This is a genomic window from Streptomyces sp. NPDC019224 (assembly GCF_040632605.1).
In the GTDB taxonomy this organism is placed as follows: domain Bacteria; phylum Actinomycetota; class Actinomycetes; order Streptomycetales; family Streptomycetaceae; genus Streptomyces.
In genome coordinates this window covers 1-14,833 of the sequence record NZ_JBEYCF010000052.1, presented here as the reverse complement: position 1 = coordinate 14,833, position 14,833 = coordinate 1, and the positions used below count along the sequence as shown (strand labels likewise).

General features: G+C 70.5%; 10 protein-coding genes and 1 pseudogene. 4 read left to right on the top strand and 7 right to left on the bottom strand.

From position 1 onward, the window contains the following. Positions 1-123: 123 nt before the first annotated feature. The 4 genes from ABZ564_RS26690 to ABZ564_RS26675 all read right to left on the bottom strand — a co-directional run bounded on the left by ABZ564_RS26690 (position 124) and on the right by ABZ564_RS26675 (position 4,812). Positions 124-1,431, bottom strand: coding sequence for a BNR-4 repeat-containing protein (locus tag ABZ564_RS26690; RefSeq protein WP_360861269.1), 1,308 nt, complete (start codon positions 1,429-1,431; stop codon positions 124-126). Positions 1,432-1,603: 172 nt separating this feature from the next. Beyond that, the gene (locus tag ABZ564_RS26685; RefSeq protein ID WP_360861267.1) at positions 1,604-2,902 is read right to left on the bottom strand and encodes an extracellular solute-binding protein; all 1,299 of its coding nucleotides are present in this window, start codon (positions 2,900-2,902) and stop codon (positions 1,604-1,606) included. A gap of 63 nt (positions 2,903-2,965) precedes the next feature. Further along, positions 2,966-3,886, bottom strand: a complete 921-nt coding sequence (locus ABZ564_RS26680; RefSeq protein WP_360861265.1) for a carbohydrate ABC transporter permease — start codon at positions 3,884-3,886, stop codon at positions 2,966-2,968. Further along, the gene (locus ABZ564_RS26675; protein WP_360861263.1) at positions 3,886-4,812 is read right to left on the bottom strand and encodes a sugar ABC transporter permease; all 927 of its coding nucleotides are present in this window, start codon (positions 4,810-4,812) and stop codon (positions 3,886-3,888) included. Before ABZ564_RS26675 ends, ABZ564_RS26680 begins: the two co-directional genes overlap by 1 nt. Before the next feature lie 340 nt (positions 4,813-5,152). Between ABZ564_RS26675 and ABZ564_RS26670 the strand changes: the two genes are divergently transcribed. Further along, a complete protein-coding gene (locus ABZ564_RS26670) occupies positions 5,153-7,441 on the top strand; it encodes an FAD-dependent oxidoreductase (protein ID WP_360861261.1) in 2,289 nt (762 codons plus the stop codon). Positions 7,442-7,506: 65 nt separating this feature from the next. Here ABZ564_RS26670 and ABZ564_RS26665 read toward each other — a convergent pair whose 3' ends face one another. The 3 genes from ABZ564_RS26665 to ABZ564_RS26655 all read right to left on the bottom strand — a co-directional run bounded on the left by ABZ564_RS26665 (position 7,507) and on the right by ABZ564_RS26655 (position 10,962). Continuing rightward, on the bottom strand, positions 7,507-8,295 hold the full coding sequence (locus ABZ564_RS26665; protein ID WP_360861259.1) for an IclR family transcriptional regulator: 789 nt from the start codon (positions 8,293-8,295) through the stop codon (positions 7,507-7,509). 219 nt (positions 8,296-8,514) lie between these two features. Next, a complete protein-coding gene (locus ABZ564_RS26660) occupies positions 8,515-9,540 on the bottom strand; it encodes an acetylxylan esterase (RefSeq protein WP_360861257.1) in 1,026 nt (341 codons plus the stop codon). 729 nt (positions 9,541-10,269) lie between these two features. Further along, complete coding sequence (locus ABZ564_RS26655; protein ID WP_360861255.1) at positions 10,270-10,962, bottom strand: AraC family ligand binding domain-containing protein; 693 nt, start codon at positions 10,960-10,962, stop codon at positions 10,270-10,272. 467 nt (positions 10,963-11,429) lie between these two features. Here ABZ564_RS26655 and ABZ564_RS26650 point away from each other — a divergent pair, with 467 nt between their 5' ends. The 3 genes and pseudogenes from ABZ564_RS26650 to ABZ564_RS26640 form a co-directional block, all read left to right on the top strand. Next, positions 11,430-13,679, top strand: coding sequence for a helix-turn-helix transcriptional regulator (locus ABZ564_RS26650; RefSeq protein WP_360861253.1), 2,250 nt, complete (start codon positions 11,430-11,432; stop codon positions 13,677-13,679). Between the two features lie 12 nt (positions 13,680-13,691). Continuing rightward, entirely contained in the window at positions 13,692-14,249 is a 558-nt protein-coding gene (locus ABZ564_RS26645; RefSeq protein ID WP_360861252.1) for an XRE family transcriptional regulator, read from the top strand. Positions 14,250-14,652: 403 nt separating this feature from the next. Beyond that, positions 14,653-14,833 (top strand): annotated as a pseudogene (locus tag ABZ564_RS26640) (IS5/IS1182 family transposase); the annotation flags it as partial.

The following is a 14,833-nucleotide window of genomic DNA, read 5'->3' as shown; positions in this document are numbered from 1 at the left end:
CGCCGTGCGCACCGTCCGTGGGGACGGCGCGCACGGCGCGCTCCCAGGGCGCGTTCCGAAAGTCCCGCCTGCCGGGCGACGCCCCGCACGCGCGCTCGCCGCGTTGCCCGGACAGCCCTCAGGTCAACGGATTCCGTAGTAGAGGGAGTTGTGCGCGGTGTCCGGAAGATAGAGAACGTCGTGACCGTCCGAGTCCTGCTGCACCGCGAGCCGGTCCGCGCTCACACCGGGAGCGGCGGACCGCGCGGTCCAGGCCCCGTCCGCCGACTGCGTAGCGGAGTAGACCCGGTCGGTGCCCGAGGCGGTCACGTAGTAGATCCGCTTGAGGTCCGTCGCGTTCCAGGTGATGCCGAGAGCGGCCGCGGTCTGACCGCCGGCGTACACCAGCTTCTCCACCCAGTCGCCGCCGCTCGGATAGGCGTAGTACACGCGGAAGTCGCCGCCGCTGTCGGCCGAGCGGTAGCGGTAGGCGACCTTCGGGGTGGTGCCGTCGAGGGTGAGCTTGGCGCTCTGCACCGCTGGACCGGTGTAGGCGTTGTCGTTGCTCCACTCCTCGCCCGAGGTGAGGTTCTGGATCACGTCGGAGGTCGCGGGCGTGACCGGGGTGGTGACGGTCGCGCCGGTGCTGTCCGCGAAGGAGCCGGTCGACGGGTCGTAGGTCAGGTACGAGAGCTGGTGGCGGAACGCGGTCGCCGGCGCCTTCGCCCACTCGTAGAGGAGGTGGACGCGGCCGGAGACGTCCACCGTGATGTCGTCGGGGTACACGGAGCGGTTCAGCGCGCCGGCGAACGTCGCGACCGTGCTCCAGCTGGAGTGGGCGTTGTCCCAGCGGTACAGCTTGCCGGGCCGCTGGTCGGAGCCCGCACCCACCCGGGCGGCCAGGTACAGGTCGCCGTTGGGTGCGGTGGTGACGACCGGGTAGGTGATGCCCACGCCCTGGTCGGGCAGTTCGGACGCGTGGTCGGTGACGTCGCCGCCGGGGGCCTCGGTGCGGAAGTAGCGCCAGGCGTTGGCGTGCATGGAGGTGAAGACGTGCAGCCGGCCGCTGCCGTCGCGGGCGACCGACGGCTGGTTGTGTCCGTTGTCGTCGGCGAACTCGGCCTGCTGCCCGTCGCTGTTCAGCAGCGGCAGGCGGCTCCAGACCCCGTCCGGATCGCGCCGGGCGATGGCGGGCCGGTGCGTCGCCGCCGTCGATCCCGGCTCGTTGAAGGCGAAGTAGGTGTACTGGCCCCGGCCCTTGTACGTGGCCACCGGCGTCCACCAGGCGGCCTGGTTCGACGAGTCCATGGCGTACGGGACTTTCTCGATCGCCGTCGCCGCGGCTGCCGTGCCCTGCGGGGCGCCGTCCGCCCCGGCGGCCGGCACGGCCAGGAGGAGGGCGGCCAGGGCCGTGGCGGAGGCGGTGTACGTGCGTACCGTGGGGCGTCGCATGATGAGCTCCTTTGCTCTTCGCGGGTGCGGGCGTGGAGAGTGCGCGGACGGCGGGGGCCCGGGGGCCGGCGCGGTCGTCGTACGGGATGGAGCACGGGGAGGGGCCCGGCGAGGGCCGTGCCGCGTTCGCCGGGCCCGGAGGGCGGTACCGGAGGCCGTGTCTTCCCGGGTGTCAGCGCTTGATGAGTTCGGCGGCCTCCTCGCCGGCCCGCTTCATCGCGTCCTTCGGCTTCGACGTGCCGACGAGGACAGCCTGCACCTGCTTGGCGACGGCCTCCTCGATCTGGGCGTTCTGCGCGAACTGCCAGAACGGGCTGCCGGTCGCCGTCTTGGTGATCTTGTTCGTCCACTCCGTGGAGAAGGTGTCCTTCGCGACCTCGGGAGCGGCCAGACCCGCGGTCGTCGACGGCGGCAGGGCACGCTCGGCGAAGTACTGGGAGGTGGTGGCCAGGTCGGTGGTGGTGTGCAGCGCGAACTCGGTCGCCGCGTCCTGCCCCTTGCCCTTGACGATCGCGATCACACCGCCCCACAGCAGCGCCTGCGGCGTGTCCCCGGCCTTGAGCACCGGTCGTTCCACCGGCTGCATGGCGTCGGCCAGCGTCTTGTCCTTCGACTGGGCGGAGGTCACGCCCTTGCCTATGATCGCGTCGTCGTAGAAGGCGGCCTTGCCCTGCCCGAACAGGGCACGCGCGTCGAAGCGGTCCACGTCGGCGGCGATCAGCTTCTCGTCGTGCAGCTTCTTGTACCAGGTGACCGCGTCGATCGAGGCGTCGTCGCCGATGGTGACCTTCCCTCCGTCGAGCAGCGTGCAGCCGAAGGTCTGCATCCACGGGAAGATGTCCTTGAGCTGCGCGACCTTGGTGGCGGCGGCATACGGCACCACACCGCCGCCGAGCCCCTTCAGCTCCCGCAGCGCGGCCTCGAACTCCTCGACGGTGGTGGGGTGCTTTTTGATGCCGGCCTTCTCCAGGAGCTTGGAGTTGGCGATCAGACCGATCGATCCGGTGTTCCACGGCAGCCCGTACTGCTTCCCGTCGTACGTGCCGCTGCTCAGCGCCACGTCCGTGTAGCCGCCCTTGCCGGCCACCGTACCGAGGTCCGCCAGCTTGCCCATCTGCGCCATCGCGGCGAGCCAGGCGATGTCGAGGTGCACGGCGCCCGTCGTCTGGCCGCCGCCGAGCTTGAGGGTGAGCTGGCTCAGGTACTCGTTGTACGGGTAGGAGACCGCGCGGATCTTGGAGTCGTGGGCCTTCTCCCAGGCCGCGATGATCTTCTCGATGGAGGGCTTGGCGGCCTCCTCGTTGAGCGACCAAGAGGTGAAGTCGAAGTCCTTGGACTTGGTGTCGCCGCTGGTCGCGGAGCCGGCGCCGGAGGGGGCGCAGGCTCCGAGCACACCGGCGCCCGCCACACCGAGCGCGCCGATGCCGAACATGCGCAGCGCGCCGCGCCGGCTGATGCCAGAGGTGGTCATGATCTCTCCATGGGGGAGTGAGCGGGAGGGACGGTACGTGACGAGGCGGGCGGGGCCCGCGGTTCAGCTCTTCACCGAACCGGCGGTCATGCCGCCGACGAGGTAGCGCTGCAGGAACATGAAGGCGACGACCACCGGGACGGACACCACGAGGGAGGCCGCCATCAGCTGTGGCCAGGCGGTCTGGAACTCGCCGATGTAGGTGGAGACGAGGCCGGGAGGCAGGGTCTGCTTCTCCTTGTCGGCCAGGGTCAACGCGAAGATGAAGTCGTTCCAGCCGCGGACGAAGGCGAAGAGTCCGGCGGCGATCATCCCGGGTGCGGCCAGCGGCGCCACGATCGAGTGCAGCGTCCGCCACCGGGACGCGCCGTCGATGGACGCGGCTTCCAGCAGGGCGTCCGGAATGGTGTCGAAAATGCCCTTCAGCATCCAGACGCACAGCGGCATGGTGAACGTGGTGAAGGAGAGCACCAGGGCGGTGTACGTGTTGAGCATGCCGAAGCTGGAGAACACCGTGTACAGGGTGACCAGCAGAAGCGCCTGGGGGAACATCTGGGAGGCCAGCACCAGGTGCATCAGCGACCGCCGGCCCGTGTAGCGGAACTTGGAGAACGAGTAGCCCATGTACGTGGCGACCACCACGCTCAGCACGGCGGTGATCGAGGCCACGATGAGCGAGTTGACCATGTACTTGATCAACTGGTCGTTCTCGGCCAGGGCCGTGAAGTTGTCGAGCGTGAGGTCGGTGGGTATCAGCTTCGGCGGGAACTGGAAGGTCGACTCGGGGGTGCTCAGCGCGGTGGCGAGCAGCCAGTAGACCGGCAGCAGACCGAAGGCGCCGATGACGACGACCGCACTCCAGGCGGCGATCCGCGAGCGCAGCAGGTCCTTGCGCATGCGGCGCCGGGTGCTGCCCCCGGCCCGGGTGGCCGATGATCGGGACCGGTCCACGGCGGACAGCGGGGTGGAGGTGGTGGAGGTCATCAGACGTCGCCCTTCCGCTCGGTGATCCTGAGGTAGACGACGACGAGGAGCAGCAGGAGCAGCATCCACAGTCCGCCCAGCGCGGTGGCCCGGCCGATGTCGAAGCCCTTGAACGCGGTCTGGTAGACGGCGGTCGCGAAGGTCTCGGTGGTGCCGGCCGGACCGCCGCCGGTGAGGACGTAGATGGTGTCGAAGTGCTGGAAGTTCCAGATGAACTCCAGCAGGAGCACGATCGAGGCGACACCGCGGACCTGCGGCCACGTGACGTCGAAGAAGCGCCGGATCGAGCCCGCCCCGTCCATCGACGCCGCCTCGTGCAGCTCCCTGGGCACGGTCTGCAGACCGGCCAGGAGCATCACCATCATCCAGGGGAAGCTGGCCCAGGTCTTGGTGACGATGACGGCGAGCATCGCGGTGCCGGGCTGCCCGAGCCACGCCACGGACTCCTCGATGATCCCGGCCTTCATGAGGACGCCGTTGAGCACCCCGTAGTTGGCGTTGAAGATCCACATCCAGAGGAAGGAGACCACCACGCCCGGGATCACCCAGGGGAAGAGGAACAGACCGCGCAGGAAGCCGCTGCCCCGGATCCCGGTGTTCAGCGCGAGTGCCAGCGCGAAGCCGACTACGAAGGGGACGAGCGTCGCGCCGACGGTGAAGACCAGCGTCTGCTTGAGGATGGTGAGGAAGTCGCCGTCCAGCCAGTAGGTGAAGTTGTCCAGGCCCACGAACTCACGGCCCGGCAGCCGCAGGTCCTGCTTGAAGAAGCCCGTGAACAGCGCCGACAGCAGCGGGTAGAAGATGATCGCCGCGAAGAGGGCGAGTCCTGGTGCGGTCAGCAGCAGGGCGAACGCACCGTTGGAGAGCCGCCCGCCCGTCCGCCGGCGGGGCGGGGGCGCCTTCTGGGGAGGTGCGGCCGTACTCATGGGTCAGTCCTCTCGAACGGTGCGGGAGCGCCGGGGCCCGTGTGAACGCCAACCCTGCTCCAGTGAATGCAAGTTGCAGCATGCGGGATCGTTCTCCATATCGCGCGATGGAGTCAACCCTTTTGGTCGGTGAATCGCCGGTTCTGTGCAGAACCCGCGAACTCACGCCACCCGCTGCGAACACGCGCTTCAGCGCGTGGTGATCGAACCGGCGACCGCAACGGAACTTACAACGAATCCCGCTGACTGAACAGTGGTTGCACAATATGGATGTGATGTACGTTCAAGGCCGTTCCGCTCTGGCGGAAAGTGTCCGAGCACCACATCGAGGAGGCCGCACGTGCGGGAAGAAGAGGTCCATTACGACATCGCCGTGATCGGCGGCGGACTGGCGGGGACCTGCGCGGCCATCGCCGCGGCCCGGCTCGGCCGGCGCGTCGCCCTGGTCAACAACCGGCCCGTCCTGGGCGGCAACGCCAGCAGCGAGATCCGCGTCTGGGTCTGCGGCGCCTCCGCACACGGCGTGCACCGCTGGGCCCGTGAGACCGGAATCATGGGCGAGCTGTACACCGAGAACCAGTACCGCAACCCCGAGGGCAACCCGTACTACTGGGACCAGGTCGTCCTCGACGCCGTCCGCGCGGAACCGAACATCGACCTCTACCTCAACACCGACGTGCGCGAGGTCGACGCGAGCGGCCCCGACGACAGCCGCGAGGTGCACTCCTGCACCGGCTGGATGATGGGCTCGGAGCGCCGCATCACCTTCCACGCGCGCCAGTTCCTCGACTGCACCGGAGACGGCCTGCTCGGCCACCTCGCCGGCGCCCACTACCGCATAGGCCGCGAGGCGCAGGCCGAGTTCGACGAACCCTGGGCACCGGCGGAGGCCGACCGGCAGCTGCTCGGTTCGACGATCCTCTTCCACAGCAGGGACACGGGAGCACCGGCGAAGTTCGTACCGCCCGCCTACGCCAAGGACCTGTCGACCACACCCATCCTGCGCAACCGCATCCTGCGCACCGGGGACAACGGCTGCGACTACTGGTGGGTCGAGTGGGGCGGCGAACTCGACACCGTCCACGACAACGAGCGCATCCGCGACGAGCTCCAGGCCGTCATCATGGGCATCTGGGACCACATCAAGAACTCCGGCGAGTTCCCGGACGCGGCGAACCTCACCCTGGAATGGGTCGGCAGCCTCCCCGGCAAGCGCGAGTACCGCCGCTTCCTCGGCGACCACGTCCTCACCCAGCAGGACATTCTCCAGCAGCGCCAGTTCACCGACCGCGTCGCCTTCGGCGGCTGGTCCGTGGACCTCCACCCCGTCCAGGGCATGTACGCCGACGAGCCCGGGGCGCGCCAGAGGTACGCCGACGGTATCTTCCACATCCCGCTGCGCTCCCTCTACTCGGCGAACGTCACGAACCTGCACTTCGCCGGGCGCAACATCTCCGCCACCCACATCGCCTTCGGGGCCACCCGCGTCATGGCCACCTGCGCCACACTCGGCGAGGCCGCGGGCACCGCCGCCGCCCTGTGCGTCGCCGAGGGCCTCACACCGCGCCAACTCGCCACGGAGCGACCGCGACTGGTGCGCCGGACCCTGCTGCGCCAGGACGCCTCCGTGATCGGCGTCGCCGACGACGACCCCGGCAACCTGGCGCGCACGGCCCGCGTCAGCGCCTCCTCCCACCTGGCCCGGCTGGCCGCCGAGCCCGCCGAGGGCGAGCCCGGCACCCCGTACCCGCTCACCCGCGACCTCGCCCTCCTGCTGCCGGTCGACCCCGCCCTCGACACGGTCGACCTCCTCGTCCACGGCGCCCCGGACGGCACCGACCGCGAACTCACCGTGGAGCTGTGGGGCACGGGCACCCCCGAGAACGCGGTCCCCGCCGACCACCTCCTCACGACCACCGTCACGGTCCCGTCCGGCGGCCCCCACTGGGTCACGGCGCGCCTCGGCCACCGTCCCGACACCCCCCGGAACGTGGTCCTCATCGTCCGGGCCTGCGCGGACACGGCCCTGGTCCTGCTCCCCGAGCGCACCGACGGCGTCCTCGCCCTGCGCAGGAAGGCCGAGGGGGATGCGGCCGTCGACCACGACATCCCGGAGGAGGACGGCCAGCTGGTCCTGGAATGGCAGGCGCGCGGCCTGCGCCGCCAGACCTTCGCCTTCAGGGCGGCCCCCGCCACCGCGGCGTTCCACCCCGAACGGGCCGTGGGCGGATACCAGCGGCCCTACGGCGGCCCCAACATGTGGTCCTCCGCACCGGAGGGCACCGAGGAGTGGCTCCGTCTCGACTGGCACGACGAGCAGGAACTCACCGAGACACGCCTGGTGTTCGACGACGACGTCGACGAGTACCTGAACAACCTGCACCGCCACCGCACCCCGTACGACGTCATGCCGGAACTGGTGCGCGACTACCGCGTCCAGAGCCGGGACGCGGCCGGTACGTGGCACACCCTCCTGACGGTGAGGGACAACCGGCGCCGCCACCGTGTGCACGCGCTGAGGGCCGCGGACGGCGGCCCCGTACGCACCCGGGCACTGCGGCTCGTGGTCGACGCGACGCACGGGGCACCGCACGCCCACGTGATCGCCTTCAAGGCGTACGGGGCGTAACCGCACGGCCGAAGGGGGCCGGTGGGAGCCGATCGGCCCCCACCGGCCCCCTTCGACCGTGCGCGTCAGAGCGCGCCGAGCGCCTGACTGATGGCGTCGGCGGCCTCGATGACCTCGCGGACGAGGGCGAGACGCTGCCCCTCGGTGTCGGAGCGCTCCCCGAGCAGTGAGGCAGGACCCCACAGGGAGATGGCGGCGACCACGTCCCCCGAAGCGTCACGGACGGGCGCGGCCAGGGACGCGCGGCCCAGGGCGCGCTCTTCGGCCTCGATGGCGTACCCGGTGCGCCGGACGGTCTCGATCTCCGTGTCGAGGAGGTCGTGACTGGTGGTCGTGTACTCGGTGTGCGCGTCGAGGGGATCTCCCAGCAGCTTGCGACGCTCCCTGGGAGAGAGACCGGTGAGCAGGCACTTGCCGATGCTCGTGGCGTGCAGCGGGGCGGTGTGTCCTGCCTGCGTATAGGACTTGGGGGCGCGGGGGCCCTCGAAATTGCACAGGAACATCAGCTCGCCACCCCGGCGTACCGCCACGTTGGCACCGAGTCCGGTGCGGGTGGCAAGGCCCTGGAGCACCATGCGGGCCGCCCGGTGCACGGGGTGGCGGTTGGTGGCGGTGGCGGCGAGGGGGAGCAGGCCGAGGCTGAGCCGGTAGAGGTTGCTGACCGGATCGCGTTCGACCATGTCGAGGCGTTCCAGGGTGGACAGCAGGCGAGAGGTGGTCGACGAGCCCAGCCCGGTCAGCTCGGCGACGTCGGAGACCCGGAGCTCGGGTCGGCCGGAGTCGAGTGCGCGCAGCACCGAGACCGCTCGTTCGACGCTCTGGTTCGTCCCGGCGTCAGTCCCCCGCGTAGCCATGACCCTCCTTGTTTTGCAAACGGCTTGCACAATCTGCATCAGCATATCGCGCATGATCGACGCCCGTACGTGGAATCGGCGACCGCGGCGGTTCCGCGACGGCATGCGGGGAGGCGCGCGCCGGCGTCGCGGAACCGCCAGGTCGCGGGGTGAAGACGTACGGGCGACCGGACCCGGTGCGGGCCCGGCCGCGTTACGTCCTGTCAGGTGGTGGGGCTGTCAGGCGGTGGAGTGCGACGCTTCCGTCCGGCCCGCCGCCGACAGGAAGTGTCGCTGAGCCTCTTCCAGCGCCGCGGTCTCGGCCGGCTCGCCGGGGTGGTCGAAGTGGCCCGCCCGCAGAACGAGGAGCTCGCGCGGCCCGGCCAGCGCGTTGTGAATCGCGAACTGCCCCGGCGGAGGTACCGACGGATCGAAGAGGGCGGCGCCCACATGGACGGGAATGCGCAGGTGGCGGGCGGCGGTCGCGGCGTCGAAGTACGCCAGGACGTCCAGTACCGAGGGGTCCTCGGCGAATCGCGCACGCACCGACTCCCCGCTGCCCGTGCACGGCAGTGTCACCCGCAGCGGATGGTTCCCGAAGGTCGGCACCGTCAGGCCGGCGGCCTGGAAACGGTCGTCCCAGGGAAGCGCCAGCGCCCCGATGCCGCCGCCGAAACTCGTCCCCAGGTACGTCAGCCGCCCGGCGGTCTCCGGCACCAGCCGCCGCAGTGCGGTGGCCGCACACCAGACGTCCGCCACGCACTCGCCGATGAGGTACGACTCCCGGGCGCCGATGCCCTGCAGCACGTGGCCGGCCGATGCCGAGGGCACGCCGGGCAGCAGACTCCGCGTTCCGAGCCCACGCAGACAGGGCCAGATGGTCGTGGTCTCCGGCGGCGCCTGCCGCAGGTCCGGGGCCGCCCGGCCTCCGTATCCGTGCGTCGACACACAGCCCTGAGTGATCCGGCCGTCGGCGGGGACGGTCAACCAGCCCCCGATGCGGACGCCGTCCGTCGACATGTACGAGACGTCGGCGACCCGCACGCCGCCCACTGCGGTCCAGGGTCCCTCGATCCGGGGCTCCGGATCGACGCTCATCGCACGTGCGTGGCGCTCCCGCCAGAAGTCGGCGAAGTCGTCCGGCCCTTGCGGAGCCTCCACCGCGAGCAGGCGCGGCAGGTCGTGTCCATGGGTGGGGTCGAAGGGGAAACCATGGTGGAGCGGGCTGAGTTCACTGTCGTGCGACGTGAGCGGATGGGTGGGCACGATCTCTCCTTGTTCGGTGTGCGCGGTGGCCGGCACGTTGTCGGAACGGCTCTCGACACGGCGTGCCGTGCCGTGTCCGGCGGGCGCGGATCCGTCCTGCCGGGCCACGTCCGCCGGGTGGTGTGGGCACCGCAGTCGGTCCCACGAGGACGACGGCCGGCAGGCCCGGGAGTGGCGGTGCGGAGGAGGCCCGGGACGACCTCGTTCTCTCACCCGGTCTCCGGTTCCAGGCACCCGACGACCGAGGCCGCCGGGCAGCCGCGCAGGCCACGGATCACCAACGGGACGCCGTCCGGGAGAGGACCGCGGACGGGAGGGGACTTGATCCACAGGGTCTCGGCCCCGCTCCGTCGTCGGCCATCGGCCCGGTTGCCTCGCGACGCCCCGTCGACGAAGTCCCCGCGGCGATCATCATCGCCCGCGCGACCCTACGGCCATGTGCCTGCGCGTCGCAACAGGTCCGGGCCCGTCGCGCGGAGTGAAACGGTCAGATCTTCCGCGATCCCACGTTCGGCATGCGTCTCCCGCCAGCCCCGGCATCGGCTGGACCTCAGCAGTCAGGACACTGCCAGTTACGGGGACAGCCCTTGCCGTTTCTTCTGGATCACTCCCGCACGTGCTGGAGCGAGTACGAATCCACCGCCGGGGCACGGACGGCGGGGCTGGAAGCAGGCCGCCAGAGCGATGGCCGGACCAGCGAGGAGTGTTCGCCGGGCCGGCAGTGCCCGCTCATGCCGCACGCTCTGCTGGCGGCTGGCGCGAGACCGCCTTCGTCGTGCAAGGAGCCCTGGACACCTCACCGTCTCCTTTCGCAAGCGAACACACCGCCACCCTGCATGACGTGCTGACCGTACGAGCAAGGGCCGGCGCGGAGACATTGCATGGCGCAGGAGCGAGGGCGGGCCGGACCGAGGCGACAAGGGTCTGCAACTGGACGGCACTACTGGCTCCGCTGCGGTCGCGAGCCAGGGAGACGACGGCCTGGGACACCAGCGCACGGGCCATGATCTGCCGGTGCGGCCGGCTTCCGGTGGTCTCGTCGGCCAACGCATCGAAGAGCGCGGGGTCGGGTACCTGCGCGACAACGGGGCCGCCCGAGGTCAGCGTGGACAGCATCTTCTCGACCTCCCTCGGCATCGTCTGTGCGTCGAAGGTGACATCGATCAGTTCGAGACGCTGTCCCGGCGCGGGGGCCACGGCGTGGAGGGGGCTGGGGGAGATCACCAGGACATCACCCCGGGTCAGAGGCAGGGTCCGCCCGTCGACGTGATGGATACCGCTGCCCGCGGTGACGAGGGCCATCTCGTGGAAGTCGTGCCAGTGGGGCCGGTGGGGACGGACCAGTTCCTGTCGGAGGGCGACGACCTCCCCAGGCCGGCGGAATCCGTGTCCGGACAGGCGTGTGAGGATCGTGGAGGTCATGCGCCGGCTCCTGACGGGCGTACGAGACGGTTTGTTCGGCCGGTGCGGGGCGGGCCCGTCGCAGGGCCCGCCCCGCACCGCATCAGGTGCTACTTCGCAGCGGCTCCGAGCGGCAGCATCTCGTAGGCTTCCCGGTCGAAGCCGCCTCCGAGCGGCCGGGGGAGCCCTCGGATGTCGCGCGGGACGGCGTCGGAGGTCACCCCCCGTGTCGATGGCGGGGGAGCCGGCATGGGGCCGGAAGTCCGCGATCCCCGGGTCGACGGTGGCCTTACGGAACTGTGGAGCGGCGATCACGTCGGGCGGCCCCATGACCGCGGGGGTCGCGCCGTTGAAGTCACAGGACAGCCGCTGAGGACGTCAGCGTGAAATGTTGCTTCCTCAACAGAGCGCATGTACGCGATTCGTACGCCTAAAGTACGGCATTCGTGCGCTTCGTGCGGTAGATTCGAGGAATTGGAGGTGCTTCCATGTCCGAGTTGTTCGACGCGGTCGACGCCCTGCTCGCGTCCCGCGCCGCCCTGCCACCACCGGCGGAGCGCAAGCGGCTGCGTGCCGCGCACGGCCTGACGATCGATGAGGTGGCCACCGCGCTGAAGGTGCGCCGGGCCACGGTGTCCGGCTGGGAGTCCGGCAAGACCGAGCCCCGCCCGCCGGAGCGCGACGCCTACGCCCGGCTGCTGGACAAGCTCGCGGAGCTCTACCCCCCCGCCCCCGTCGCTGCGGCCGCGCCCGCCCCCGACGCTGCGGTGCCGGCCACGTTCACAGTCGTACCGGATCCGTCAGAAGCCCGGACCCTGTCCACCGGGGAGGCGTCTCGGGCTTCGGCCATGACTGCAACCGAGAACACCCCGGCCCCTGCTCCCGTCGCTGCTCCGGCGGTCGTGTCGCGTCCGGCGCGCACCACCAGGCCGACGTCGTCGACGTCGCGCCGTCCCGGCGCGCGGAGGGCGGCCCTGGCCGCACCCCCGGCGGGCGGCGCCGATCCGCGGTTCGAGAACGGTCCGCTGGCGGTTGTCGACGTAGAGGACGGGAAGGTGCTGGCGTACTGCACCGGTGGCCTGGTCCTGGACGTGCCCGCCAAGAGCCTCCCGTCCCTGGTCGACTGGACACTGCGCGAGGCGAAGCTCGGGGCTCCGAAGCTTGCCGGTCCGGGCAAGGACGCCGACCCGGTGCTCGTGCTCACCGAGGCCGCGCTGGAGCGCTACGGCCTGCCCACAACACTCACGGAGGAGGAAAAGCACGCCGGGCGGATCCCGGAGGGCCACAAGGTCATCAAGCAGTTGGTCCGCGCGGAGTGGAAGCTGACCAAGCGCGGCTTCGGCCCGTGGGCGCGGATCTACCGCCCCGCCACCGGTTCGGAGCGGGCCTGCGTCCAGCTGTGCATCCCGTCCTGGAACGCGCTCGACACGCGTCACTGGGGCGAGGCCGGACAGCTCCCGCCGGCGGAACTCGCCCGCGTCCTGGGCGTGTACGCGTCCCGGGTGATGACGCCGCGCGGCTCGACCGCCGTGACCGGCCTGGAGCTGATGACCGCCCTGCACCCGCCGACGCGGGCCTCCGAGCCGGGCGCCGACGGCAAGCGGCACTCCGAGCACAACCCCGGCTCGCTGGGCAAGGACCCGATCGACCCGATGAACTGGCCGCCGTGCGAGGTCCCCGACGGCCACCCCGTCCTCAAGGACCTGCCCCGGTTCCACGTGCGCGGCCCGGCGGAGAAGCTGTTCGAGGAGGCGTACGACTGGGCCCGGCCGATGACCGACGCGGAGTGCACGCTGCGGCACCTGGTCGGCATCGACGTCAACATGGCCTTCGCCGCCGGAGCCAACGGATTGAACGTCGGCCTCGGCGAGGCGACGCACGTCAAGGCCCCCGTGTTCGACCCGAAGCTGCCCGGCTCGTGGCTGGTCGACCTGTCCCACGTCGACCTGTCGAAGGTGAAGGTCGGCAAGGAGTGGGTGGAGCTGGACGGCAGCCTGCTGCCCTCACCGTTCACGCCGAAGGGCGAGCGCCCGACCGGCCCGGCCTGGTACGCGACGCCCACGGTGGCGTACGCGCAGGAGCTCGGCTACGACGTGGCGCCGGCCGAGGCGTGGGTCCGGTACGACAACGGCCGCTACCTGGACAGCTGGTACAACCGGCTGCGCGACGCCTACCTCGCCACGATGGCCGACCTCGGCGTCGACGCCGACCTCGCCCCGGCCGACTTCCTTGCCGCGATGGACGGCTACAAGGACCGCGACCCGGAGCTGGCGATCGTCGTCTCGGCGGTCAAGGCGACGGTCAAGGGCGGCCTGGGCAAGCTCCGCGAGCGGCCCCGCGGCGAGGGCTGGAGGCCGGGCGAGCCGTGGCGCGCCCTGTCCCGCCCGACGTGGCGTCCGGACATCCGGGCGGCGGTCATCTCCCGCACCCGGATCAACCTGCACCGCAAGATCGTCAAGCACGCGGCGTTCACCGGGCAGTACCCGATCGCGATCCTGTCCGACTGCGTCGTCTATGCCGCCGCCGGACCCTCGCCGCTCGACTTCCTGCCCTACCGGGAAGGCAAGCCGCTGCCCGGCGGGTTCAAGCTCGGCATCAACCCCGGCCTGGTCAAGCACGAGGGCACGCAGGACGTCCTGTGGGGCGAGGAGGTCCGGGAGCGGTTCAACGCCCCGGAGCTCAACTTGGCCCGGTACATCAAGGACGGCACTGTCACCGACGTCGACAGCGGAGAGTAGGAGTAGGCCACGATGAGCCTGTTCGGGGACGGCCTGGAGGCCGCGGTGCAGAAGGCGTTCACCCGCCCGGCACCCAAGGGCGCGGGTGCGCAGATGCGGTACCTGGTCAAGCAGCTCAAGGGCACGAAGGCGGTTGCCCAGATGCTGCGGATCTCCCAGCGCACCGTCGAGCGGTACGTGAAGGACCAGATCAAGAAGCCCCGTGCCGATCTCGCCGCGCGCCTGGAGCGCGAGGTGAAGAAGCGGTGGCAGCCGCAGATCCGGGCCAAGGCCAGGGCGAAGGCGGCGAGCACGGGCGGCATCGTCATCGACACCCGCGCTCGCATGGGCTACACCGCGCCGATCGGGTCGACGGACCAGGACCGCATCCGGCACCTGACCGTTGCACTGCCCCCGCAGTACGCTGCCCGGCTCTTCGACGCCCAGGACGCCTGCGCCAGCGACGACGAGCTCCAGCAGATCGCCGCCGAAGCACTCAAGGACGTGTACTTCCAGGACAACGGCCGCCGCGCCGGCTCCCTGGAGGAAGTCCGCTTCACCGACATCGAGCACCTCGAGTTCGACCTGTAGCAGCCGCACCCCGAACAGCCCGCGAGCCCCCTTGTGACTGACCGCTTCAGTTGGCGGGTGAGCACTCGATCTGGCGAATTGAGCAGAACGGCCCCCACCAGCTGGTGGAGGCCGTTCTGTACCGCGGATATTGATAACCCTTCGCGCGGCGTCGGGGTGGCACGGACAACGATCCCGGGAGGGCTGTCTCGGCTCCTGCACTGCACCGTACCGGCACCTCGGCCCACTCGGTGACCCGTCACTCGCCACGGGTGCCAAGCACTCTCTCAACGCGCCAGACGAAGCGCTAAGGCCGACCGGCAGTAGGTGGCGGAGCACGGTTGCGATGAGGGGTGGCAGCAGAACGGGCACAGGCCCGCGTGATCATGGCGTTCTCTACGGTCTGTGACCGCGAAGGACGACTGTGCCCGTGCTGCCATCATGCCTGCTTGAACCCGCCTGGGACCAGTTCAGGGCCCTGCTGCCCGATCGGGCCGAGTTTGACCCCGACCATCCGCTCGGCTGCCATCGACGGCGTATACCGGACCGCGTCGTCTTCGACCACGTCGTCCAAGCGCTGATCCACGGCTCCGGATACGAGCGCA

Excerpts from the sequence above, each read along its gene's own strand:
- ABZ564_RS26690 (WP_360861269.1), bottom strand. The coding sequence starts at position 1,431 with ATGCGACGCCCCACGGTACGCACGTACACCGCCTCCGCCACGGCCCTG.
- ABZ564_RS26685 (WP_360861267.1), bottom strand. The coding sequence starts at position 2,902 with ATGACCACCTCTGGCATCAGCCGGCGCGGCGCGCTGCGCATGTTCGGC.
- ABZ564_RS26680 (WP_360861265.1), bottom strand. The coding sequence starts at position 3,886 with ATGACCTCCACCACCTCCACCCCGCTGTCCGCCGTGGACCGGTCCCGA.
- ABZ564_RS26675 (WP_360861263.1), bottom strand. The coding sequence starts at position 4,812 with ATGAGTACGGCCGCACCTCCCCAGAAGGCGCCCCCGCCCCGCCGGCGG.
- ABZ564_RS26665 (WP_360861259.1), bottom strand. The coding sequence starts at position 8,295 with ATGGCTACGCGGGGGACTGACGCCGGGACGAACCAGAGCGTCGAACGA.
- ABZ564_RS26655 (WP_360861255.1), bottom strand. The coding sequence starts at position 10,962 with ATGACCTCCACGATCCTCACACGCCTGTCCGGACACGGATTCCGCCGG.
- ABZ564_RS26650 (WP_360861253.1), top strand. The coding sequence starts at position 11,430 with ATGTCCGAGTTGTTCGACGCGGTCGACGCCCTGCTCGCGTCCCGCGCC.
- ABZ564_RS26645 (WP_360861252.1), top strand. The coding sequence starts at position 13,692 with ATGAGCCTGTTCGGGGACGGCCTGGAGGCCGCGGTGCAGAAGGCGTTC.